Raw genomic sequence first — 22,468 nt, forward strand, 5'->3', positions numbered from 1 at the left:
GTATGGGCGCTTTCTGTTTGCGTTACCCACACTTAGCGGCGAGGCTTAATGTTATGAAACCAGGAACGGTGACGCCCATGACGACAACGTATGCACAAAAAAGAGCGCTGATTGCAGGCTCTATCGGCAATTTTATCGAATGGTACGAGTTTGCCGTCTATGGCTTTCTTGCCACGGTGATTGCGAAGAACTTTTTTACCCTCACAGGTGAATCGGCTATCACCAGTCTGATCCTGACCTATGCCGCATTTGCTGTGGCCTTCTTCTTCCGGCCATTGGGAGCGGTGGTATTTGGTCGCATGGGTGACCGGATAGGCCGTAAGCCGACGCTGATTATTGTCCTCGTATTGATGACGCTGGCGACCGCGGCGATTGGCCTGGTGCCAGTTTATGCCAGCATTGGCGTTGCCGCGCCGCTGCTCATTACATTGTTACGGATCTTGCAGGGACTGTTTGCCGGTGGGGAATACGGCGGGGCTGTCTCGCTGATGACCGAATTTGCGCCAAAAGGTAAGCGCGGGCTGTACGGTGCGTGGCAATCATTGACCGTCGCCCTCGGGCTTCTGGCGGGAGCCGGAGTCGTCGCGTTGTTGTCAGCATTACTGAGTACGGAAGCGCTGCACGACTGGGGCTGGCGCATCCCCTTTTTCATCGCCATTCCACTGGGAGGCGTTGCGCTCTGGCTTCGCGTTAACATGGAAGAGACCCCCAGTTTCGTACGCCAGCAAACGCAGTCGACTCCACCTCAGGCGGCCAGTTTCGCCAGTACGTTAAAAGCCATTATCACCGGCATTGGCCGCCTGATGGTCTGGTCAGCGGCAGGCTATACCTATCTGGTCATTATGCCGACCTACCTTCAATCGGCGTTGCACACGGGTTTTAATCAGGCGCTATTGATTGCGGTGATTTCAAACGCCGGATTCGCCCTGACGATTATTCCGTCCGGCATGCTGAGCGATCGGATTGGGCGACGCGCGGTGATGGTCACCGCTGCTGTGATGCTACTAATTCTGGCGTTGCCACTGCTGAAAATTTTACAGGCAGAATCCAGCAGCTTATTGGTGAAAGCATGCGTCGTATTTATCGCTGGTGGACTGGTAGGTATGCTGGCAGGGCCCGGGCCTGCGATGCTGGCGGAAATGTTCCCAACACGGGTGCGTTATACCGGGCTGGGGCTGGCGTATTCGCTGTCGAATGCGATTTTTTCAGGCTGTGCGGGACTGATTATTACCGGGCTGATTAAGCAAACGGGGAATCTCGATATTCCGGCATATTACGTGATGGCAACGGCGGTGGTCAGTGTAATTGCGCTGATGACGCTCAGGAAGGATGACCATCAGCGCACGTTAGACGACCAGACAACACCGGAGAGCCGATGAACTATCCGGCAATATAGTGCGGAATAAAACGCGAGGTGTCTTTGGTGATAAGCGAAATATCCTCGCGGATCCCCATGCCTACGGCTTCATCATCGACCACCCAGCTCCCAATCAGCGTATAGCTGTCGCCAAAACGCGGGAGTGGCTGGAAAGCCTGATAAATCATCGGCTCGTCCGCATAATCTCCATCTTCATGGACAATCACATTCTTATGTCTGTCAAAAATCGTCACGTTCCCCCCCTCACGGGAAAACAGTGGCTTACGCACGCAACCTGCGAAACCCGGCGCAATCACCGGTGTTTCACCGTCAAACCAGGCGGGCAGCAGGTTAGGATGATCCGGAAAAAAACGCCACAACAATGGCAAAAGACCCTTATTACTCAGAATGCTTTTCCACAGCGGCTCAATCCATTGTTCATGACGCTTACGTAGCATAGGGCCGTTTTCGTCACGCATCATCCACTCAAGCGGGTATAGTTTAAATGCCTGGCGAATAACGTTATCATCGAGGTCTGTCAGTACGCCGCCAACACCTAATCCCAGATCTTCAATATAAATAAAGCGTGTATCTAATCCTGCCTGACGAGCACAATCTTCAAGGTAAAACACCGTACCGCGATCTTCTTCCGTGCCTTTGCAGCAACAAAAATAGAGAGGCTCTTCGCGCCGCAATGCATTAAAACGAGCGATCAATTTGTCCTGAATAGCGTTAAACTGATCGGCATCACGCGGGATAGTACCGCTACGTCGAGACTCTTCCATCCAGATCCACTGAAAATAAGCCGACTCGTACAGCGAGGTTGGCGTATCCGCGTTATATTCCAGCAGCTTGACGGGATCTTTACCACACCAGACAAAATCCATCCGGCCATACAACGAGGGATCGTTGTTACGCCAGCTTTCAGCAATAGCATCCCAGTACAACGACGGAATAGCCAGTTGCTCCAGTAATGCATCATCTTTTATCGCCCGATCCACAACCTCCAGACACATCTGGTGTAGCTCGGCCGTTGGCTTTTCGATCTGATCTTCAATTTGCCGTAGGGTAAAACGATAAGCACGGCTTTCGTCCCAGTAAATTTCATCATCAATGATATGAAAATCGAAACCGTGGTCGTGGGCGATCTTATCCAGTTCCGGACGAACAGGTACATCATGTCGCAACATGGTTATCCTCCCCAACTTCCACGTAGACCTGAAGAGCGCCCATAGCCACCGCGTGCAACAGTGGTCGCTTTTCGGACTGTTATGCCATAGCGGTTGTCAGCGGATTTTTTACTGTCAGAACGCCAGGCATAATCGCCTGATGCGGTATTCCAGACTGCACGCGAGCTGTAGCCGCTTCCCCCACCAACACTGCTGGTGTTGGTGCTGGTGTTAGTATCCTTGTCATCACGGTTTTCACGTACCACCTGGCTTAGCAGAAAGCCTGCCAGTACGGGTGTCCAACTCTGCCCCACGTTGTTGTAATAACACTGCCCATATTGTCGGGAGCAATCCTCCTGCGACATATTTTTTGGCAGTTCATTTTCAAACGTTGTTTTGGCACTGTTCCAGGCATCGGTGCATAACTGAGCGCTGTTACCCTTTTTAATGCAGTCTTGCGGCGAGGAATAAAATACGCCGTCACCCTCGTTGTCTGCGTTACCATCCTCACAACCTTTGAGCACGAAGAAGGCGGCACCACCCATAATCGCCAGCGTCAGGTAGCTGGCACTTTTTCGTTCTCTCGTCTGTGAGTCGATCGTTTCGCCATTACCATAATTTTTAAACCGAACCTGTGCTGGCGAATTATCGTTACTCTTTGATTTTATTTTTCTGCCCATGATCATTCATTACCATGTCATGCAGGCTGCGTTGAAAATACCACCTGCCAGCGCTGCGCCACCCATAAACAAACCTACTGCGACGTTATTATCGACAATATAATCACTAAACCTTGGCATATATAACCGCACACCAGCATATATTAATAGCTGGACAATCAGTGCAATAACACCCCAAATTAAATAATCTGGAATACTGACTGAATTAATCGCTGCGCTAGATAATGGGACCACATAGCCGAGTAGCGAACCGGATAATGAGAGCGAAGCTGCAATATTATTATTTTTAATCAAACCCCATTCATCATGTTGGGTTATGCGCGAGTATATAAACAAAAAACAGATTGCCATTGCTGTACCGATAAAAAAATACGAGCAAAAAGCCAACAAAGCGTCCACGGTATGCATTCTTTTTCCTTAGCAAACTAATCTACGCAATAAAAACGCGTTGAATTTCTCAGGTTGTCGAATTAACTTAACCAGAAAAATATATCTTTCAATAATTATTTGGCAGGATGCCAGCAGGATATTTAATTGCAATTTACCGTAATTCCTCATTACGAGGATAAAAAAATCACGGTTATTTTTTAGATCGATATTTAAAGCCGAGCATTTTGATAATACGTTGTACAACGACATCTTCGACCATGACATATTTTAACATCCTGTATGAATTGAACCATGTCATAACAGTATTAAAATAACACGCAAAGAAAACATTAACAGCCATCTGATTATAAAAAACCACCCATTCGGGTGGTTTTTACAACACCATTTAGCTGCGCTGACGTACCGCTTCGAACAGGCAGATACCGGTGGCGACCGACACGTTCAGTGACGACACGCTACCCGCCATCGGAATGCTGATCAGTTCATCGCAGTGCTCACGGGTCAGACGACGCATGCCTTCGCCTTCGGCGCCCATCACCAGCGCCATTGGGCCGGTCATTTTGCTCTGGAACAGGGTATGATCTGCTTCACCGGCAGTGCCGACAATCCAGATGTTCTCTTCCTGTAGCAGACGCATGGTGCGCGCCAGGTTGGTCACACGGATCAGCGGGACGTTCTCCGCCGCACCGCAGGCCACTTTTTTAGCGGTCGCATTCAGTTGAGCCGATTTATCTTTCGGCACGATGACCGCATGGACACCAGCGGCATCGGCGCTACGCAGGCAGGCGCCGAGGTTATGGGGATCGGTGACGCCATCGAGGATCAGGAAGAAGGGCTGTTCGAGGCTGGCGATCAGATCCGGCAGATCGTTTTCCTGATACTGGCGACCCGGCTTCACACGGGCAATAATGCCCTGATGCACCGCGCCTTCGCTTTTTTCATCCAGATATTGACGGTTAGCGACCTGAATCACGACACCCTGCGCTTCCAGCGCGTGGATCAGGGGCAGCAGACGTTTGTCTTCGCGCCCCTTAAGAATAAACACTTCCTGAAAACGCTCTGGCGCGCGTTCCAGCAGGGCCTGCACCGCATGGATGCCGTAAATCATTTCACTCATTAAGGGTACTCATTTGAGGCGATATCGCCGGGTTGAAAAGGTTCAGATAATCACATCGCCCATTATAACCGACAGACGCCCCAGATCGAATCAACTAAGATGGCGTTTCGCCTCCTGACGCACGCGATGCAGGACGTGTTGCTTGATTTCGCCGTACTGCGGGTGCTCCGCCAGCGTTTCGATGTCACGTTCGCGACCAAAGGGCAGGACAATCTCTTCGACGATCTTTCCCGGTTTCGCCGACATCACCAGGATGCGATCGGCCAGAAACAGTGTCTCTTCCACGTCATGGGTGACGAAAAGCAGCGTGGTCTGCGTCGTCAGCCAGGCCTCGCGCAGTAGCTCCTGCATCATCAGGCGGGTTTGCGCGTCCAGCGCACCGAAGGGTTCGTCCAGTAATAAGACTTCCGGCCCCGGCAGCCAGGCACGGGCCAGCGCCACACGCTGTTTCATGCCACCGGAAAGCTGCCAGGGCGCATGCTGTTCAAAACCTTTCAGACCAACGCGGTTCAGCCAGTCCAGCGCCCGCGCGTTGACCTCTTCTTTTTGATAGCGACCCAGGCGCGGACCGAAGGTGACGTTCTCCAGTACCGACAACCACGGAAACAGGTTCGGTTGCTGGAAGATCATGCCGCGTTCCGGCCCCGGCCGCTGCACGGGTTGGCCGCTCGCCAGTACGCGTCCGCTGTCCGGTTTGGTAAACCCGGCGACCAGATTGAGGATGGTGGATTTGCCGCAGCCCGATGGCCCCAGCAGCACCACAAACTCCCCTTTATCCAAAGTGAGATTGATCTCCTCCAGCACCGTAAACGGCTGCGGTTTGGCGGCAAACGAGAGGGAGACGTTTTCCAACGCAATGGCACTCATTATTCTTTCCCCGCCCACGGGACAAACAGGCGTTGCAGTCCCAACAGGATCAAATCCAGTAAATAACCCGTCCCGCCCAGCAGCAGAATGCCGAGCATGACGATATCAGTACGTAAGTAAGAGCTGGCGTTAATCACCATCCAGCCGAGGCCGGAACTGGCAGCCACCATTTCGGCGGCAATCAGCGACGTCCAGCCAATGCCGATGGAGAGCCTGACGGTGGTAAAGAGATCCGGTAGCGCGTCAGGGAGCACTACGCGCAGGAAAATCTGCCCTTTGTTCGCCCCCAGCGTCTGGGCGACGCGAATTCGTGCCCGCCCGATGCACTCTACCGCCGCCGACGCCCCCACCACGACGCTCAGGAAGGTGGCGATAAAAATCAGGAAAAATTTCGAGGCCTCACCAATCCCCAGCCAGACCACCGCCAGCGGGATCAGTGCGATTTTTGGCAGCGGACGCAGAAACTGCACAAACGGGTTAAGCACCGCGGACAAACCCGGCGAAAGCCCCATCAACAGCCCGAGCGGGATGCCCAGCACAATGGCGACGGCAAAAGCGCTCAGGGCACGGGCCAGGCTCACCGCTACGTGCTGCCACAGCGGCACCTGGCGGTAGCCGTCTGCCAGCAGTTCTTCTGCCGTGAGGCCAATATCGGTGAGCGAAGGCAACAGCAGCGGGTCCACCCATTGCCGGGTGGCCGCCAACTGCCAGAGTGCAAAGAAGATCGCCACCGACAGCACGCTGATGGCGATATGCTGACTTACTCTCATTTTGCCGCCGCGTCGCGGATATAACGGGAGTTAATCGCGGCATCCCAGTTTTGCGGGATATCCTGCTTACGAATTTCACCAATGCCAGCAAGGAAACTGGACGTTTTGGTCAGCGCTTTGCCAATGCCGCTGTGGGTGGTGTCGGTGCCATTACCCAGCCAGGCCGCGGTGCCCTGCTCAGCAAGCGTTGGGTATTCCAGCCCGCCCAGGGTATTGGCGGCGGTGGTGATCGGAGCACCGACTTCTTTCGCCACAATGGCGGCTGCGCTTTCCGGGTCTTTCTTAAATTCATCGACTTTCTGCTGGTGCACGCGCAGGAAGGCGGTTACCGCTTCCGGGTACTGCTCGGCAAAGGCCTTACGTACCACGTAGTTGTTGTAAATCAGGTAGCCCTCTTTTTGCAGGTCTTTGGTGGCGAAAACCTGATGACCGCCGGAAGATTCCAGCTCCTGAGCAAACGGTGCCCAGACGTAACCTGCATCAATGTCGCCGCGTTTCCACGCTGCCACCATCTCTGCCGGGCGTAAAGGCAGCAAAGTAATTTTGCTGCGATCGAGTTTATTGACGCTAATTGCCGCTTCCAGCGCATAGGCTGCGGTGGAGTTAGGCGGGTAAGCCACGCGTTTGCCTTCAATATCTTTAATATTGTTGATGCCCTCTTTACCAATTAAACGTTCATAACTGGCAATCACACCGGAGACACCAATAATCTCTACAGGCAATTTACGGACAATACCTGCCGTTGCCGGACTGGAACCGAAATTGGCAATATCAATCGCATTGCTGGCGAAATAATTAAGCGCATCCGCACCGGAGGCGAATTGCACCCATTTCACCGGGCTGTGTAATGCCTTATCTAAAGAGCCATCGGCTTTTGCCAGCATTAATACCTGCGAGCCGCCGCTATAGGCGACGCGAACTTCAGAAGGCGTAGCGGCCATACTGATATTGGCCCACAGGCTGCCTGCTGCGAGTAATACGCCGATCGTTTTTTTCATTTCTTTTTCCTTGAGGTCAATGCATGTCATCTCTCCTGCAAAACAGGAGAAAATAGTCAATTAAAGCGCTTTATTTATGCCAGTTGCGTAAGACGATGGTCCTGCCAGAGGCGGGAACATCGTTCAGCCAGCGATTGTGCGGGGTCATGAGTGAGCGACAGGAACGGCGCATCGACAGCACGCAGCGCCACCGGGACTTCCGTGCAGGCCAGCACCAGTTGCTGCGCGCCGCGCGCCATCAGCGCCTGCGCCTGCAATGCGAGCAGTTCTCCCCCCTCAGCCAGTTTGCCGCGCTTCACGGCATAGCAGCCGGGCACAAACCACTCCGCCAGTTCGTCTTCGGTGGGCGTAATGGATTCAATCCCCTGAGCCGCAAGACGTTGCTGATACCAGCCGGCATCCAGCGTCCCTTTGGTGGCAATAATGCCGACACGTTCAGGCTTTTTAGCCGACGTTAATAGCGCGTCCAGGGTAGCATCCACGATGTGCAGAATGGGCGCATCGCTGGCGGCGCTCAGTTGCGAATACCAGTGGTGCGCGGTGTTGCAGGGGATAGCGATATGGCTCGCCCCTGCCTGATTCAATTTTTCAATACCTTCAAGAAGCTGAGGTAACGGCGACGGGCCAACCCCGGCCAGCGCCTTTTGCCGGTCAGCAATTTGCGGCACATTCCACACTACCGACGGCAAATGGTGTTGATCGCTCTGCGCCGGCGTAGCGTCGAGCAATTTGTGCTGAAAGTCGAGCGTGGCGAGCGGCCCCATGCCGCCCAGCACGCCGAGTAAAAAGGGTTTAGCCATGGCGGGCATGCGCCTCCAGCACCTGGCGATAGCCAAACAGGCCAACCGAGCCACCGGTATGGATAAACACCACGTTCTCATCCTTATGGAAATGCCCTTTCCGAATCAGGTCGATAAGCCCGGCAGCCCCCTTCCCGGAATAGACCGGGTCGAGCAGAATGCCTTCGTGGCGGGCAAACAGGGTCAGGGCTTCCAGCATACTCTCGGTCGGCAGTCCGTAGCCGTCCCCCACGTAATCGCTGTTCGCCACCACCGCCTCGCGCGGCAACTCACCAGTCACCCCCAGCAACGCCAGCGTGCGTGAAGCCAGATTCCAGACATTCTCTTCCTGCTTCGCCTTCGGCGCGCGAACGCTAATCCCCAGAACCGGCACCTGGCTATTGGTGGCAGTAAACCCGGCAACCAGCCCGGCTTGTGTACCCGTGCTGCCTGTGGCGTGCACAACGTGATCGATACGCAAGCGTAACTGAGAAGACTGGTAAAGAAGCTCTTCGGCGCAGGCGACGTAGCCCAGTGCGCCAATGGGGTTTGAACCACCACCGGGAATGATGTAGGGATTATGCCCTTGCTCACGCAGCGTCGCGGCATACTCTTCCATTGCCTGTTGCATATCCGTGCCGCCCGGCAGATGGGCAACGATTTCGCCGCCCAGCAAATCATCCAGCAGAATGTTGCCGGAACGTTGATAGTCTTCGCCAAAGTCAGTGACGCGTTTTTCCAGCAGCACTTTGGCAGCCAGGCCAAGTTTTGCCGCCCCGGCGATGGTCTGGCGTACGTGGTTCGATTGCGTTGCCCCTTGGGTAATCACGATATCGGCGTTTTTCGCCAGCGCATCGGCCAGCAGGAATTCCAGCTTACGGGTCTTATTTCCGCCACTGGCAAGCCCTGTTGCATCATCGCGTTTGATCCATATTTTCGGACCACCCAATAAGGCAGAAAGATTATTCAGAGGCTCCAGAGGGGTGGGAAAATGACCGAGTGAAAGTCGGGGAAAGCGCGCCAGATGCATAACGACTCCTTGCTAAATAAGCGAATAACGGATGGGAGTCACTATACACATCTGATTCTGAGCGCTAATCACCAATAATAAATATCGATTTTCACAATTTAGCTAAGTCAGAGAAATAACCTTCCGGATGGCGATTTCTATTACCCGAGAGAATATATTACGTTAAAAAAGAATAACCCCTCTGCATTGAGAGGGGTTATTAGACGGTATTTCAGGACGGCTTATTCAGCCACTTTCTTTTTAGCGGCGCGTTTCGCTTTGGTCGCTGCGGCGATTTTTTGCGTCTTCGCGGACGGCTTTTTGGCGCTTTTTTCTTTCTTCGGTTTCGCTGAGCCTTTGGCTTTCCGAAATGCGCTGTCGGGTTCGAAATTGACTTTCTTACCGGTCTGACGACGTTTACCCGACGGTTTCGCACCGTTGCCTTTGTTCGCCTTTTCGCGTGCGGTTTTACCGACATTGCGCGGACCACGTTCACTGGAGATCAGCGAGAAGTCGATTTTGCGCTCGTCCATATTGACCGCTTCCACACGAACCTGCACTTTGTCGCCCAGACGGTAGGTCTGGCCGCCCGATTCACCAATCAAACGCTGACCAACCTGATCGAAGCGATAGTAGTCGTTATCCAGCGTGGAGACGTGCACCAGGCCATCAATAAACAGATCATCCAGCCGGACAAAGAAACCAAAACCGGTAACACTGGCGATGACGCCGGAAAAGGTGTTACCCACCTGGTCCTGCATAAAGTCGCATTTCAGCCAGTCAGAGACTTCGCGGGTTGCTTCATCCGCGCGACGTTCGGTCATTGAACAGTGCTGGCCCAGCTGCAGCATCTCTTCCATAGAGTAATGCCAGCCGCCGGTTTCGGTGCTGTTGCCGGTATGGCCTTCATCTTTCGCCAGCAGATATTTGATGGCTCGGTGCAGCGACAGGTCAGGATAACGGCGGATCGGCGAGGTAAAGTGCGCATAGGATTGTAGCGCCAGGCCGAAGTGACCGCGATTTTCCGGATCGTAGACCGCCTGCTTCATGGATCGCAGCAGCATAGTTTGCAGCATCTCATGATCGGGACGATCGGCGATGGACTCCAGCAGTTCAGCATAATCGCGCGGCTCGGGTTTGTTACCGCCCGGTAGCTCCAGGCCCAACTCCGCCAGGACGGTACGGAAAGAAGTGATCGCTTCAGTCGTTGGCTTGTCGTGGATACGAAACAGCGCGGGCTCATCCTCTTTCTCAACGAAACGCGCTGCTGAGATATTCGCGAGGATCATGCACTCTTCAATCAATTTATGGGCATCATTACGCTGAGTTTGCTCAATGCGCTCAATACGACGCTCGGCGTTGAAGATAAACTTCGCCTCTTCGCTCTCAAAAGAGATACCGCCACGTTCGGCACGGGAGGCATCAAGAACTTTATAGAGGTTGTGCAGCTCTTCGATGTGCTTAACCAGCGGCGCATACTGCTCGCGCAGATCCTGATCGCCCTGCAGTATATGCCAGACCTTGTTATAGGTCAGACGGGCATGGGAGCTCATTACCGCTTCGTAGAAGGTGTAGCTTGTCAGACGACCCCTTGCCGAGATGGTCATTTCACAAACCATACACAGACGGTCAACCTGCGGGTTGAGTGAACACAGGCCGTTGGAGAGCACCTCCGGCAGCATCGGTACGACCTGAGAAGGGAAATAGACCGATGTACCGCGACTACGCGCCTCGTCGTCGAGCGGTGTGCCAGGACGGACGTAATAGCTGACATCGGCAATAGCAACCCACAGGCGCCAGCCGCCGCCGCGTTTTTTCTCACAATAAACGGCGTCGTCGAAGTCGCGGGCATCTTCACCATCGATGGTGACCAGTGGCAAGGAACGCAGGTCTATGCGGCCCACTTTGGCCTCTTCCGGCACCTGCTCTTTCAGCCCTGAGATCTGTTTTTCAACCGCAGGCGGCCAGACATACGGGATTTCATGAGTTCGCAGCGCCATATCAACAGCCATGCCGGTACCCATGTTATCGCCCAGCACTTCAACGATTTTACCGATGGCTTTAGTGCGACGAGTCGGGCGTTGGGTGAGTTCAACCACCACCACAAACCCCATGCGTGCGCCCATGATCTCTTCTGGCGGGATCAGGATGTCGAAGCTCAGACGGCTGTCATCCGGCACCACAAAGCCGACGCCCGCATCGGTAAAGTAGCGGCCGACAATCTGGCTGGTTTTTGGCACCAGAATACGCACAACGCGTGCTTCGCGACGGCCTTTACGATCGGCACCCAGCGGCTGAGCCAGAATCTGATCGCCGTGGATACACATTTTCATCTGTTCGCTGGAGAGGTACAGATCGTCTTTGCGGCCCTCTACGCGCAGGAAGCCATAGCCATCGCGGTGGCCGATAACCGTTCCTTTGAGCAAATCAAGGCGTTCTGGCAGGGCGTAACACTGACGGCGGGTAAAGACCAGCTGCCCGTCGCGCTCCATGGCGCGCAGGCGACGGCGCAGTGCTTCGTTTTGCTCTTCGCCTTCGATATTGAGTTCAATCGCCAGCTCTTCACGGCTGGCAGGTTTTTCGCGTTTTGTTAAATGTTCGAGGATAAATTCGCGGCTGGGGATGGGGTTTGTGTATTTTTCAGCTTCGCGTTCCAGGAAAGGATCGTGTGACATAGCGGTTCCTCCGTTGTCATCTCTGGTGGCGATGTTTTCAGTCCACCAGCAATAATTTGTAAAGCGGTTGATTCTCTTCAACCAAATCGGCCAGCGTGTAGTTATCCAGCTCCTTGAGAAAACTTTGCACAGCCTTAGAAAGCGCCCGCTTAAGGCGGCAGGCGGAAGTGATATGGCAAAACTCACTGCTGCAGTTAACCAGCGCCAGGGGTTCCAGGTCACGCACGACATCGCCAATGCAGATATCTTTCGCTGCCCGACCAAGACGAATCCCGCCATTTTTTCCTCTGACGGCAGCAACGTAACCTTCACGACTAAGTTGATTGATTATTTTGACCATATGATTACGGGACACGCCATAAATTTCAGTGACCTCGGTAATGCTGGTCATCTTTCCTTCCGGCAAAGAAGCCATGTAAATCAGCGCGCGTAATCCGTAATCCGTAAAACTTGTTAACTGCACATCTACCTCAGTAAAAGGGAGAAAGGTGAGATACCTACAGGTATTGACTCTATTGATGATAAACCAGCCAACAGGAATGCCGCTAATTTATTTGAACTGAAGGGGAAAAAAGCAGGAAGAGTGGGGCCTGCCAGGCAAGCCCCGGGATCATTACGCGTCGAATGGGTCGCGCAGGATCATAGTTTCTGTGCGGTCCGGACCGGTAGAGATAATATCGATCGGTACACCCGTCAGTTCTTCAATGCGTTTGATGTAATTCAACGCCGCTTGCGGTAACCCGCTACGCTCTTTCACGCCAAAGGTCGATTCAGACCAGCCCGGCATGGTTTCATAAATCGGCTCAATACCTTCCCAGTTGTCTGCTGCCAGCGGAGTCGTCGTCACTTCGCGGCCATCCGGCATACGGTAAGCAACACAGATCTTCACTTCTTTCAGACCGTCCAGAACATCCAGCTTGGTCAGGCAGAAGCCAGACAGGGAGTTGATCTGTACGGCACGACGCACGGCAACAGAGTCCAGCCAGCCGGTACGACGACGGCGACCCGTGGTTGCACCGTACTCGTTACCCTGTTTGCACAGGAACTCGCCGATATCATCGAACAGTTCCGTCGGGAACGGACCCGCACCCACGCGTGTGGAGTAAGCTTTGATGATACCCAGTACGTAATCAACGTAACGCGGGCCAAGGCCAGAGCCGGTTGCCACGCCGCCTGCGGTGGTGTTAGACGAGGTTACATACGGATAAGTACCGTGGTCGATATCGAGCAGCGTACCCTGCGCGCCTTCGAACATGACGAAGTCGCCACGCTTACGCGCCTGATCCAACAGATCGGAAACATCAACCACCATGGCAGTGAGGATGTCGGCAATCGCCATGACATCGTCCAGCACTTTCTGGTAGTCAACCGCTTCAACTTTATAGAAATTCACCAGCTGGAAGTTGTGATATTCCATCACCTCTTTCAGTTTGTCAGCAAAGGTCGCTTTGTCGAACAGATCACCCACACGCAGACCGCGGCGAGCAACTTTGTCTTCATAAGCAGGTCCGATACCACGACCGGTGGTGCCGATAGCTTTTGCACCGCGCGCTTTCTCACGTGCCACATCGAGCGCGACGTGATAATCAAGGATCAGCGGGCATGCTTCGGAGAGCAGCAGACGTTCACGAACCGGGATACCACGGTCTTCCAGTTCTTTCATCTCTTTCATCAGTGCAGCCGGAGACAGCACAACACCGTTACCGATGATGCTGGTCACATTTTCACGAAGAATGCCTGATGGAATAAGATGGAGGACGGTTTTTTCACCGTTGATTACGAGAGTATGGCCTGCGTTGTGACCGCCCTGGTAGCGAACAACATATTTAGCCCGTTCAGTCAGAAGATCAACAATCTTCCCTTTACCTTCGTCACCCCATTGGGTGCCCAGTACGACGACGTTGTTACCCATTTTTTCAAAATCACCGTTTGCTTAAAAATGGATTCTACCATCGCTTTTTCAGATATACAGCACTTTTTGTACCCAAAATGAGGCAAATCCGACCGTTTTTTGATCAGCCAATCGTTTTCCTCAACATGTAGTAGATAACGATACCGGCGACCACAAGACCCCCTCCGAAGCGACGCAGCAGGTTATCTGGCAATGTGCTCATCGTGGCAATCATTCGCCGCCAGGCTCGGGGATACAGCATCGGACCGAGACCTTCAAATACCAGCACGAGCGCCAGTGCCAGCCAGATTGTTGCGTTCATTTTTTATCCTTATAAAAAGAAAACCACCGTCCTGATGAGGCCGGTGGTTTTGACGTCTAAACCGATGAGGTCAGTTTAACGTGTCGCGGAAGTCGGTGTCTTCATGTAGCGGAAGAAATCGCTATCCGGGCTGAGCACCATAACATCCTGGTTGCTCTGGAAACTGCTTTCGTAAGCACGCAGGCTACGAATAAAGGCGTAGAAGTCTGGATCCTGGCTAAAGGCGTCAGCAAACAGTTTTGCTGCTTCGGCATCGCCTTCACCACGCAGGATACGGCCCTGACGCTCAGATTCCGCCAGTGTCTTCGTGACTTCATAATCAGCCGCTGCGCGCAGTTTTTCAGCCTCTTCCTGACCCTGAGAACGGTGGCGACGGGCAACCGCTTCACGCTCAGCACGCATACGGTTGAAGATCGCTTCTGAAACTTCGGTTGGCAGGTTGATCTGCTTGATACGCACGTCAACAACTTCAATACCCAGAGCCGCCATACTGTTCGGGTTGACCACTGGCACTTTGCCGTTGGTTTCAGCCTGAACGCGCTCCGCCGCTTTAGCGATTTCGTTATCCGCCGCTGGCGTGGTCACTTCGTCTACCGTACCCGCAGAGCCGGAGTTCAGCGCGTCACGTACTTCCAGCGTCAGGCGACCACGGGAGTCGGTCACGATGTCTTTGACATCCAGGCGACCAATTTCAGAACGCAGACGGTCCGAGAATTTACGTTTCAGCAGTACTTCTGCCTGAGAGACATCGCCGCCGCCCGTTGCCAGGAAGTAACGGCTGAAATCGCTGATTCGCCACTTAATGTACGAGTCGACAATCAGGTCTTTCTTCTCTTTGGTCACGAAACGATCGGCCTGGTTATCCATCGTCTGAATACGCGCGTCCATCATTTTAACGGACTGAATAAAAGGCACTTTGAAATGTAGGCCAGGCTCATAAATTACCGGCTTTTTATCGCCGTCACGCACGACGCTGCTGAACTGGAATTTGATCCCGCGTTCACCCTCTTTTACGACAAAAATAGAGGTGTAGAGCACTACCAGCGCGATGATGATAATCGCGATAACTGACTTACGCATCGTTATTCCCCCTGACGCTGATAGTCGTTACGCTGCGCGTTAGCGCGGCGTTGGTCCATGATGTCGCCCTGACTGATGGACGATGAATTGCTCGCACCGCTGTTACCGGAAGAGGATGCAGGCGGCAGGCGCAGAAGGTTGTTCGCGCCACTGCTATCGCTCTTTGCCGCAGGTGCATTCCCGCCTTTCAGCATCTGATCAAGCGGCAGAACCATCAGGTTGCCGCCTTTATCGTTGACCAGCACTTTACGGGTATGGCTCAGCACTTTTTCCATGGTCTCAATATAGAGACGCTCACGGGTAATTTCCGGCGCGGCTTTATACTCAGGCAGAATCTTCGCAAAGCGAGCCACTTCACCCTGCGCTTCCAGAATGGTTTGGGTCTTGTACGCACGCGCTTCTTCCAGGATACGCTGCGCCTGACCATTTGCGCGTGGCTGCACCTCGTTGGTGTACGCTTCCGCTTCACGGATGAATTGCTGCTCGTTTTCACGTGCGGCAATCGCATCATCAAACGCGGCTTTGACCTCTTCTGGCGGACGCGCCGCCTGGAAGTTGACGTCCAGCAGCGTGATGCCCATGTTGTACGGTCTGATGGTCTCTTCCAGCTCACGCTGGGTATCGCTACGGATAACGGTACGACCTTCCGTCAGGATGCGGTCCATGCCATATTTACCAATTACGCCACGCAGCGCACTGTCTGTCGCCTGGCGCAGGCTGTCATCCGCGCTGGTCACGCTATAGAGATAACGTTCAGGATCGGTCACGCGGTACTGCACGTTCATTTCGACACGCACGACGTTTTCATCGGACGTTAACATCACTCCGGACGCTGCCAGTTCGCGAACGGACTCAACATTTACCGCCGTCACGTTATCGATAAAGGTCGGTTTCCAGTTCAGACCTGGCTCTACCAGATGGCTGAATTTACCGAAACGGGTTACAACGCCACGTTCCGCTTCTTTGATGGTGTAGAACCCACTGGCAGCCCAGATAATCACGGCGGCAGCCGCAACGATGCTTACGATACGGCCGCCAACATGGCCACGCGGGCCGGAAGGTTGTTGGCCTGCGCCACCTGAACCGGTGCCTTTGCCACCGCCCAGGCCGCCGAGTTTTTTGCTCAGTTTACGGAAGATATCATCCAGATCAGGTGGCCCCTGATCGCGACCGCCTTTGTTTCCATTTCCCTCAGAGTTGCCGCCTGGTTTGCTGCTTCCCCACGGGTCGCGGTCTTGTCCGTTGTTACCGGGCTGATTCCACGCCATGTATGTGCTCCATATTTGTTATGCGGTTTTACCCTTCATGCTTTGGGCTGCCTCTTTGTTGACCGCCTTCATTTGCTCTGGTCACATAGTTCTCTATGCTGCCGGGAACGCATTCAGTTGCCGCCGCGCTGCAACCCAAATCATTTATGGTACCCCAAAAGGGGAAAATCCTTCTGGCCAACCGGTCAGACGACGTAGTCTTCCAGTGCCGGTTCTTGTTTACAGAGGCGACGCCAGTCCACAATTGGCATACGCACCTGTATGCCCAGACTTCCGTCTTCCTCCATCCACTCTTTTTCGATGGCCTGAAGCTGATAAAAACGACTTCTCAGACGACCTTCTTTTGCCGGCAAACGCAACGTATGCTGCGCAACCTCGCCAGACAGTCGCTCAGTTAAAGCCTGGAATAACAGTGGTACGCCGATTCCGGTCTGGGCGGAAAGCCACACCCGAATCGGTTTATTTTCATCATCACGGTCGATACGCGGTTCAAAATCGTCCAGCATATCGATTTTGTTCATCACCAGCAGCGTCGGAATTTCATGTGCATCGATCTCTTCAAGCACAATATTGACGGCATCGATGTTGTCAGCGACACGCACATCCGCAGCGTCAATGACATGCAATAACAGCGTTGCCTGCCGGGTTTCCTGCAACGTCGCTTTAAACGCCGCCACCAGATCGTGCGGCAGATGGCGAATAAAACCGACGGTATCCGCCAGTACGGTTTCCCCTACATCGGCGACGTCAATACGGCGTAGCGTCGGATCGAGCGTCGCAAACAGCTGATCCGCGGCATACACCTGAGCCTCGGTTATTTGATTAAACAGGGTGGATTTACCGGCGTTGGTATAGCCCACCAGCGACACCGTAGGGATGTCCGCTTTCGTGCGGGAACGACGTCCCTGCTCACGCTGCTTCTCAACGCGTTCGAGACGCGAGAGGATCTGGGTAATACGATTACGCAGAAGACGACGGTCAGTTTCGAGCTGGGTTTCACCCGGGCCACGCAAACCAATCCCGCCTTTCTGTCGTTCAAGGTGGGTCCAGCCACGCACCAGGCGTGTCGCCAGGTGACGCAACTGCGCCAGCTCAACCTGCAACTTACCCTCATGGGTACGCGCACGCTGGGCAAAAATATCTAATATCAACCCCGTGCGATCGATAACACGGCATTCACATAAACGCTCCAGGTTACGTTCCTGGGCTGGGGTCAGCGCATGATCAAAGAGCACAACGGACGCGCCCGTCGCTTTCACGGCATCCGCAATCTCAACGGCTTTACCTTCACCAACAAAATACTTGGGGTGCGGTGCTTTACGGCTCCCGGTAATCACCTGCATTGCTTCGACACCGGCGGAAGAGACCAGAGATTCAAACTCCTGGAGATCTTCCATATCTTTGTCTTGCGAAAAATAGATGTGTACCAGTACCGCCTGCTCACCGGCGTCATAACGGTCAAACAAGCGTAAACCCTCAAAAAAGATCAGCGGGGAACACAGAAACCCTGGCTCCCCGATGTAGATAAACAGCAAGCAACCTTATTCGGTCTCTTCGCTGTCCTGCTGCGCAGAAGCCTGTGCATTGCTACCATGATGATAGTTGCTGCTGGAGCCGCCACCCGCGTTGTTGCTATGATGAGAAACCGGGCGAGACGGAACAACAGTGGAAATAGCATGCTTGTAGACCATCTGGCTGACCGTGTTTTTCAACAGGATCACGAACTGATCGAAAGACTCAATTTGCCCTTGCAGCTTGATACCATTCACCAAATAAATTGAAACTGGAACACGTTCCCGACGCAGTGCGTTCAGGAACGGATCTTGTAAAGATTGCCCCTTAGCCATTCTATCTTTTCCTTATATGCTTGTTTTGTACTTAGAACCCGGGAGTTCTGAAAACTGCGTAAAATTTTGCGCACGATACAACTTGATTGTACACATTCAATTCGCGATCGCACCAATAACCTGTAACACTTCGTTGTATGACTCTTGGGGCTTTTCACTGTCTAACCAGTGAACGCCATCCCAGCCGCGCAACCAGGTTATTTGCCGCTTCGCTAACTGCCTCGTGGCGCAAACACCTCTGTAAACCATTTCGTCGTAGGAGATTTCGCCTTCAAGATAAGACCACATCTGGCGATAACCCACACAACGAACGGAAGGCATATCCGTATGCAAATCTCCGCGAGCAAAAAGCGCCCGCACTTCTGCTTCAAAACCCGAAGCTAACATCTGATGAAAACGCTGCTCAATTCGCTGATGGAGCAGTTCACGGCTCGCCGGGGCGATGGCGAACTGATGCACCTGATACGGCAGAGTCTCTCCAGACGTTTGCGTCAGATCTGTTAAAGTTTTACCCGAAATGAAAAAAACTTCCAGTGCCCGGGAAAGCCTTTGCGGATCATTTGGATGGATTCGCGCTGCGGCTACAGGATCAATGGTCTGTAACTGCTGGTGCAACGCGTCCCATCCACGCTCTGCTGCTTGTCTTTCAATTTCTGCTCGTACCGCAGGGTCCGCTGATGGCAAAGGGGACAACCCTTCCAGCAGCGCCTTAAAGTAAAGCATTGTGCCGCCAACCAGCAGGGGAATGCGCCCTTCTGCGGTAATCTCCGCCATAGCGGCCAGCGCATCGCGGCGAAAATCGGCCGCGGAGTACGCCTGCGCCGGGTCAAGAATATCTAACAACCGGTGCGGAGCGGCACGTAATTCTGCGGCATTCGGTTTCGCCGTACCGATATCCATCCCCTGATAGATAAGGGCTGAATCCACGCTTATCAACTCAACTGGCAAAACTTTACGTAACTCAATGGCTAATGCCGTTTTGCCGGAGGCCGTCGGCCCCATCAAAAAAATAGCCTTAGGCAGGCCAGCCTTGCTTACATCACTCATGTTTCAGGGCATTCATCGCCATAGATAAATCAACAGGTTGTAACAAACCATCTGGCGGGGTCTTAACCAGATGCGGACAAAGACGCTCGACGTCGGTAAGCAGGCTAATGGCCTGCGCCATATTCCACTGGGTGTGCTCGCTCGCCAGATGACGGGCCAGCCAGTGGGAAACATTCATCGCATCAATCTCTGTCTGCTGCGCCAGGTAGCCTATCAGTTCAGGAATCAAGATTTGTAAATTTTGTTGTCGTAAGGGTAAAGGCACGGCGCGAATCGTAACGTGTTGGCCATCCGGTACAAATTCGATACCCATTTCGGCCAGTACAGGCTGCGCGCGTTTTAACGCGGCATTTTCTTGCGACGAAACTTTTAGACGCACGGGAATGAGTAGCGGCTGCCCGCACACCGGGCCGCCATTCGGCGACAATTGCGCCTGCCGCAACCAACGTTCCGCCACGGGTAACGCCAGTAACGCTACCCTGCCGCCGCGTTCGAGCAAAGCAAAAGCAGGCGCGACAACCGTCAGTACTCGCCCAAAACTCTGACTGTGCGCGTCCAGAACGGGAGCGGCCTCTTTGACGACATCCGCTTTACGTTCGGCAGCCGGGGTTTCCAGTAACTGGCGGTACAGTGCGCCTTGTTGCTTCTGATAACCCGGCTGTGCGTTTGGCCACGATGGCGCACGCGAAGAACCTGCCGAAGAAACCCCTGATGAAACAGATGCTCGTGGCGCGGGCTCGCGCATCACCGAGGGTTCGGCAAAGTGATTGCGCCCGGCGGCAATGCGGTTTTCCGGTATCGGACGCGGTGCGGGTTCATCTTCCAGCGGTAACGCTGTCGCGGTCTGCTGTTGCAGTACGCTCAGCACGCCCTGGTAGATAAAGTCATGCACCAGCCTGGACTGGTGAAAACGCACTTCATGTTTGGCCGGATGTACGTTCACATCGACCTGATGCGGGTCTATCTCTAAATAGAGTACAAATGCCGGCTGCTGATCGGCCCCAAGCTTGTCTTCACAGGCCTGACGAATCGCATGATTAATCAGCCGATCGCGCATCATACGGCCATTCACATAGCAATACTGGATTTCGGCAAACGCGGAGGTGGTCGCCGTGGGCTCGGCCACCCAGCCACGTAGCGCCAGGTCTCCGTGCTGCCATTCGATTTCCAGCGCCTGTTCCAGAAATGCAGTACCGCAAATAGCCCCCAGTCGACGCTCTTTTTGCCCGTTCTGGGTCACCGCACGGTACTGGCGCATCATTTTACCGTTATGGCTCAGGTTGATGGTGACATCAAAACGCGCCAACGCGATGCGTCGAACAACTTCATCGATATGACCAAATTCGGTTTTTTCGGTACGCATGAATTTGCGCCGCGCCGGGGTGTTATAGAAGAGGTCCAGCACTTCCAGCGTGGTACCAACGGGATGGGCGGCCGGTTTAACCGTGACGTCCATATCGCGGCCTTCTGCATAAGCCTGCCAGGCCTCCTGCTGTTCGGCGGTGCGCGAGGTGAGCGTCAAACGCGAAACAGAGCTGATACTGGCCAGCGCTTCACCGCGAAACCCCAGGCTGATGATGGCTTCCAGATCGTCAAGCGAGGCGATTTTACTGGTGGCATGACGTGCCAGCGCCAGCGCCAGCTCATCTTTTTTAATGCCGCCGCCGTTATCGCGAATGCGGATGAGCTTAGCTCCGCCGCGTTCAATGTCGATATCGATGCGGGTCGCGCCCGCATCCAGGCTGTTTTCCACCAGTTCCTTCACCACCGAGGCAGGGCGTTCCACCACTTCGCCAGCGGCGATTTGGTTCGCAAGCTGTGGCGGCAAAACCTGAATCGGCATGAAGTCTCCTTAATTAAGCAATCCGCTGGCGGGCGCTGCGGCGTTAGCCATCTGTCCAGTGCCACCCTGCGGAGCTGACTGCAGAGGGTGTGCAAGGAAATAATTGCGCAGACCCGTGTAGATCGCTTCTGCAAGCTGCTGTTGGTACTCATCGCTGCCCAGCATACGCTCTTCGCTGTTGTTACTGATAAACCCGGTTTCAACCAGCACCGATGGAATATCTGGCGAACGAAGCACGCCGAGGCTTGCGTGTTCCGGATGTCGCTTATGCAGCGCGCCAATACGCGCAAGCTGAGTAATCATACTGCTGGCGACATCATAACCGACGCGCTGAGAATGGCCGAACTGTAAATCCAGTACCGCCTGGCTCAGGTAAGGGTCAGACTGGCTGTTCGCCAGCACATCGCCCGCTCCGCCCAATAGCTCAGACTGCTTCTCGTGCTGTTCAAGCCAGCCCGCCATTTCACTGTTGGCGCGACGGTTAGAAAGCACCCAGACAGAGGCGCCGGTAGCATCACGATTCGGTGCGGCATCCGCATGAATCGATACCAGGAAGTTTGCGTTTTGTTTGCGCGCCACGTCTGAACGCCCCATCACCGAGATAAAGTAATCGCCGTCGCGAGTCATTACAGCTTTGAACATCGGGTCATCATTCAGCAAAGTACGCAGTTTACGCGCCACAGAGATAGTGACGTTTTTCTCCTGGGTGCCGCCAGGACCAATCGCGCCCGGATCCTGCCCACCGTGCCCGGCATCAATAGCAATGATGACTTTACTGTCACCGGAAGCCGGACGCGCTTGTGCCGCAGGACGAACCGCCGTATTGCTGCTGGTGACGCTGGTGATGCGATCGTTACTGGCGCTAAAAGGGTTACGCCCGGTTTGGGTCTGCACCGGCTGTGGCACGATGGCTGGTGTTTCAACGCGTTTTGCCACCACTTTTGGCGGTGGAGGCGGAGGCGGCACATCGGCATCAATCGTGAACACCACGGTATAACCTGAGCCGCTTTGCTGTTTCACCGCACGGGTTTTACCGTTTTGCGTTAAATCGACCACCAGACGTAACGACTGGCTATCCTTCGGCGTGCCCGAACGAATACTTCTGACCAAATTGTTACCGCTGAACTGGAGCGGCAACCCCTGAATGACACCGGTTTGTTTGATATCCAGCGCAACGCTGCGCTTCCCTTCTTGAGAAAAGGCATATTCCGGGTCGCCCATAAAACTGAATGTAATACGGGCCTGGTTATCTCCATTGGAAACCTGAATATCTGACAAACTCGCCGCACCGACCTGCATGCTGAATAAAATCAGTGCGGTCATTAGCCAACTTTTAACGCGATAAATCATCCCGTCATC

The 22,468-nt window shown here is 53.9% G+C and carries 22 protein-coding genes; 1 reads left to right on the forward strand and 21 read right to left on the reverse strand.

Annotation, left to right across the window (positions count from 1 at the left end):
* The first annotated feature begins 77 nt into the window (after positions 1-77).
* The gene (locus tag AB182_RS22790) at positions 78-1,379 is read left to right on the forward strand and encodes an MFS transporter (RefSeq protein ID WP_120785419.1); all 1,302 of its coding nucleotides are present in this window, start codon (positions 78-80) and stop codon (positions 1,377-1,379) included.
* Position 1,380: 1 nt separating this feature from the next.
* Here the strand turns inward: AB182_RS22790 and AB182_RS22795 are convergent, their stop codons facing one another.
* The 21 genes from AB182_RS22795 to amiB form a co-directional block, all read right to left on the reverse strand.
* Complete coding sequence (locus AB182_RS22795; RefSeq protein ID WP_047372085.1) at positions 1,381-2,547, reverse strand: glutathionylspermidine synthase family protein; 1,167 nt, start codon at positions 2,545-2,547, stop codon at positions 1,381-1,383.
* 2 nt (positions 2,548-2,549) lie between these two features.
* Positions 2,550-3,206, reverse strand: coding sequence for a DUF1190 domain-containing protein (locus AB182_RS22800; RefSeq protein ID WP_047372086.1), 657 nt, complete (start codon positions 3,204-3,206; stop codon positions 2,550-2,552).
* A gap of 9 nt (positions 3,207-3,215) precedes the next feature.
* Positions 3,216-3,614: a DUF350 domain-containing protein gene (locus AB182_RS22805; protein WP_047372087.1), complete on the reverse strand. Its 399-nt coding sequence runs from the start codon at positions 3,612-3,614 to the stop codon at positions 3,216-3,218.
* Between the two features lie 9 nt (positions 3,615-3,623).
* Positions 3,624-3,860 carry a DUF2170 family protein gene (locus tag AB182_RS33405; protein WP_052958914.1) on the reverse strand — a complete coding sequence of 79 codons (237 nt, stop codon included), beginning with the start codon at positions 3,858-3,860 and terminating at the stop codon, positions 3,624-3,626.
* A gap of 121 nt (positions 3,861-3,981) precedes the next feature.
* Positions 3,982-4,713, reverse strand: coding sequence for a 23S rRNA (guanosine(2251)-2'-O)-methyltransferase RlmB (gene rlmB, locus AB182_RS22815; RefSeq protein ID WP_047372088.1), 732 nt, complete (start codon positions 4,711-4,713; stop codon positions 3,982-3,984).
* 90 nt (positions 4,714-4,803) lie between these two features.
* The gene (locus AB182_RS22820) at positions 4,804-5,580 is read right to left on the reverse strand and encodes an ABC transporter ATP-binding protein (protein WP_047372089.1); all 777 of its coding nucleotides are present in this window, start codon (positions 5,578-5,580) and stop codon (positions 4,804-4,806) included.
* A complete protein-coding gene (locus tag AB182_RS22825; protein WP_047372090.1) occupies positions 5,580-6,350 on the reverse strand; it encodes an ABC transporter permease in 771 nt (256 codons plus the stop codon). Before AB182_RS22825 ends, AB182_RS22820 begins: the two co-directional genes overlap by 1 nt.
* Positions 6,347-7,348, reverse strand: a complete 1,002-nt coding sequence (locus AB182_RS22830; protein WP_047373415.1) for a taurine ABC transporter substrate-binding protein — start codon at positions 7,346-7,348, stop codon at positions 6,347-6,349. Before AB182_RS22830 ends, AB182_RS22825 begins: the two co-directional genes overlap by 4 nt.
* Before the next feature lie 74 nt (positions 7,349-7,422).
* A complete protein-coding gene (cuyB, locus tag AB182_RS22835) occupies positions 7,423-8,148 on the reverse strand; it encodes a cysteate racemase (RefSeq protein WP_047373416.1) in 726 nt (241 codons plus the stop codon).
* Positions 8,141-9,157, reverse strand: a complete 1,017-nt coding sequence (cuyA, locus tag AB182_RS22840) for a D-cysteate sulfo-lyase (RefSeq protein ID WP_047372091.1) — start codon at positions 9,155-9,157, stop codon at positions 8,141-8,143. Before cuyA ends, cuyB begins: the two co-directional genes overlap by 8 nt.
* A 221-nt stretch (positions 9,158-9,378) precedes the next feature.
* A complete protein-coding gene (gene rnr / locus AB182_RS22845; protein WP_047372092.1) occupies positions 9,379-11,811 on the reverse strand; it encodes a ribonuclease R in 2,433 nt (810 codons plus the stop codon).
* A 37-nt stretch (positions 11,812-11,848) separates the two neighbouring features.
* Positions 11,849-12,274: a nitric oxide-sensing transcriptional repressor NsrR gene (gene nsrR, locus AB182_RS22850; RefSeq protein ID WP_047372093.1), complete on the reverse strand. Its 426-nt coding sequence runs from the start codon at positions 12,272-12,274 to the stop codon at positions 11,849-11,851.
* Between the two features lie 150 nt (positions 12,275-12,424).
* Complete coding sequence (gene purA, locus AB182_RS22855; RefSeq protein ID WP_047372094.1) at positions 12,425-13,723, reverse strand: adenylosuccinate synthase; 1,299 nt, start codon at positions 13,721-13,723, stop codon at positions 12,425-12,427.
* Between the two features lie 103 nt (positions 13,724-13,826).
* Positions 13,827-14,024 carry a DUF2065 domain-containing protein gene (locus AB182_RS22860; RefSeq protein ID WP_039077811.1) on the reverse strand — a complete coding sequence of 66 codons (198 nt, stop codon included), beginning with the start codon at positions 14,022-14,024 and terminating at the stop codon, positions 13,827-13,829.
* A gap of 75 nt (positions 14,025-14,099) precedes the next feature.
* A complete protein-coding gene (gene hflC, locus AB182_RS22865; RefSeq protein ID WP_039077812.1) occupies positions 14,100-15,104 on the reverse strand; it encodes a protease modulator HflC in 1,005 nt (334 codons plus the stop codon).
* A gap of 2 nt (positions 15,105-15,106) precedes the next feature.
* On the reverse strand, positions 15,107-16,372 hold the full coding sequence (gene hflK / locus AB182_RS22870) for an FtsH protease activity modulator HflK (RefSeq protein ID WP_047372095.1): 1,266 nt from the start codon (positions 16,370-16,372) through the stop codon (positions 15,107-15,109).
* 185 nt (positions 16,373-16,557) lie between these two features.
* Complete coding sequence (gene hflX, locus AB182_RS22875; RefSeq protein ID WP_047373417.1) at positions 16,558-17,838, reverse strand: ribosome rescue GTPase HflX; 1,281 nt, start codon at positions 17,836-17,838, stop codon at positions 16,558-16,560.
* 75 nt (positions 17,839-17,913) lie between these two features.
* The gene (gene hfq / locus AB182_RS22880) at positions 17,914-18,219 is read right to left on the reverse strand and encodes an RNA chaperone Hfq (RefSeq protein ID WP_047372096.1); all 306 of its coding nucleotides are present in this window, start codon (positions 18,217-18,219) and stop codon (positions 17,914-17,916) included.
* A 96-nt stretch (positions 18,220-18,315) separates the two neighbouring features.
* On the reverse strand, positions 18,316-19,266 hold the full coding sequence (miaA, locus tag AB182_RS22885) for a tRNA (adenosine(37)-N6)-dimethylallyltransferase MiaA (protein ID WP_047372097.1): 951 nt from the start codon (positions 19,264-19,266) through the stop codon (positions 18,316-18,318).
* On the reverse strand, positions 19,259-21,109 hold the full coding sequence (mutL, locus tag AB182_RS22890; protein ID WP_047372098.1) for a DNA mismatch repair endonuclease MutL: 1,851 nt from the start codon (positions 21,107-21,109) through the stop codon (positions 19,259-19,261). The genes miaA and mutL overlap by 8 nt, the downstream gene beginning before the upstream one ends.
* A gap of 9 nt (positions 21,110-21,118) precedes the next feature.
* Positions 21,119-22,459 carry an N-acetylmuramoyl-L-alanine amidase AmiB gene (gene amiB / locus AB182_RS22895; RefSeq protein ID WP_047372099.1) on the reverse strand — a complete coding sequence of 447 codons (1,341 nt, stop codon included), beginning with the start codon at positions 22,457-22,459 and terminating at the stop codon, positions 21,119-21,121.
* Positions 22,460-22,468: the final 9 nt, after the last annotated feature.

Origin of the sequence: Phytobacter ursingii, from assembly GCF_001022135.1 — a bacterium.
GTDB lineage: Bacteria > Pseudomonadota > Gammaproteobacteria > Enterobacterales > Enterobacteriaceae > Phytobacter > Phytobacter ursingii.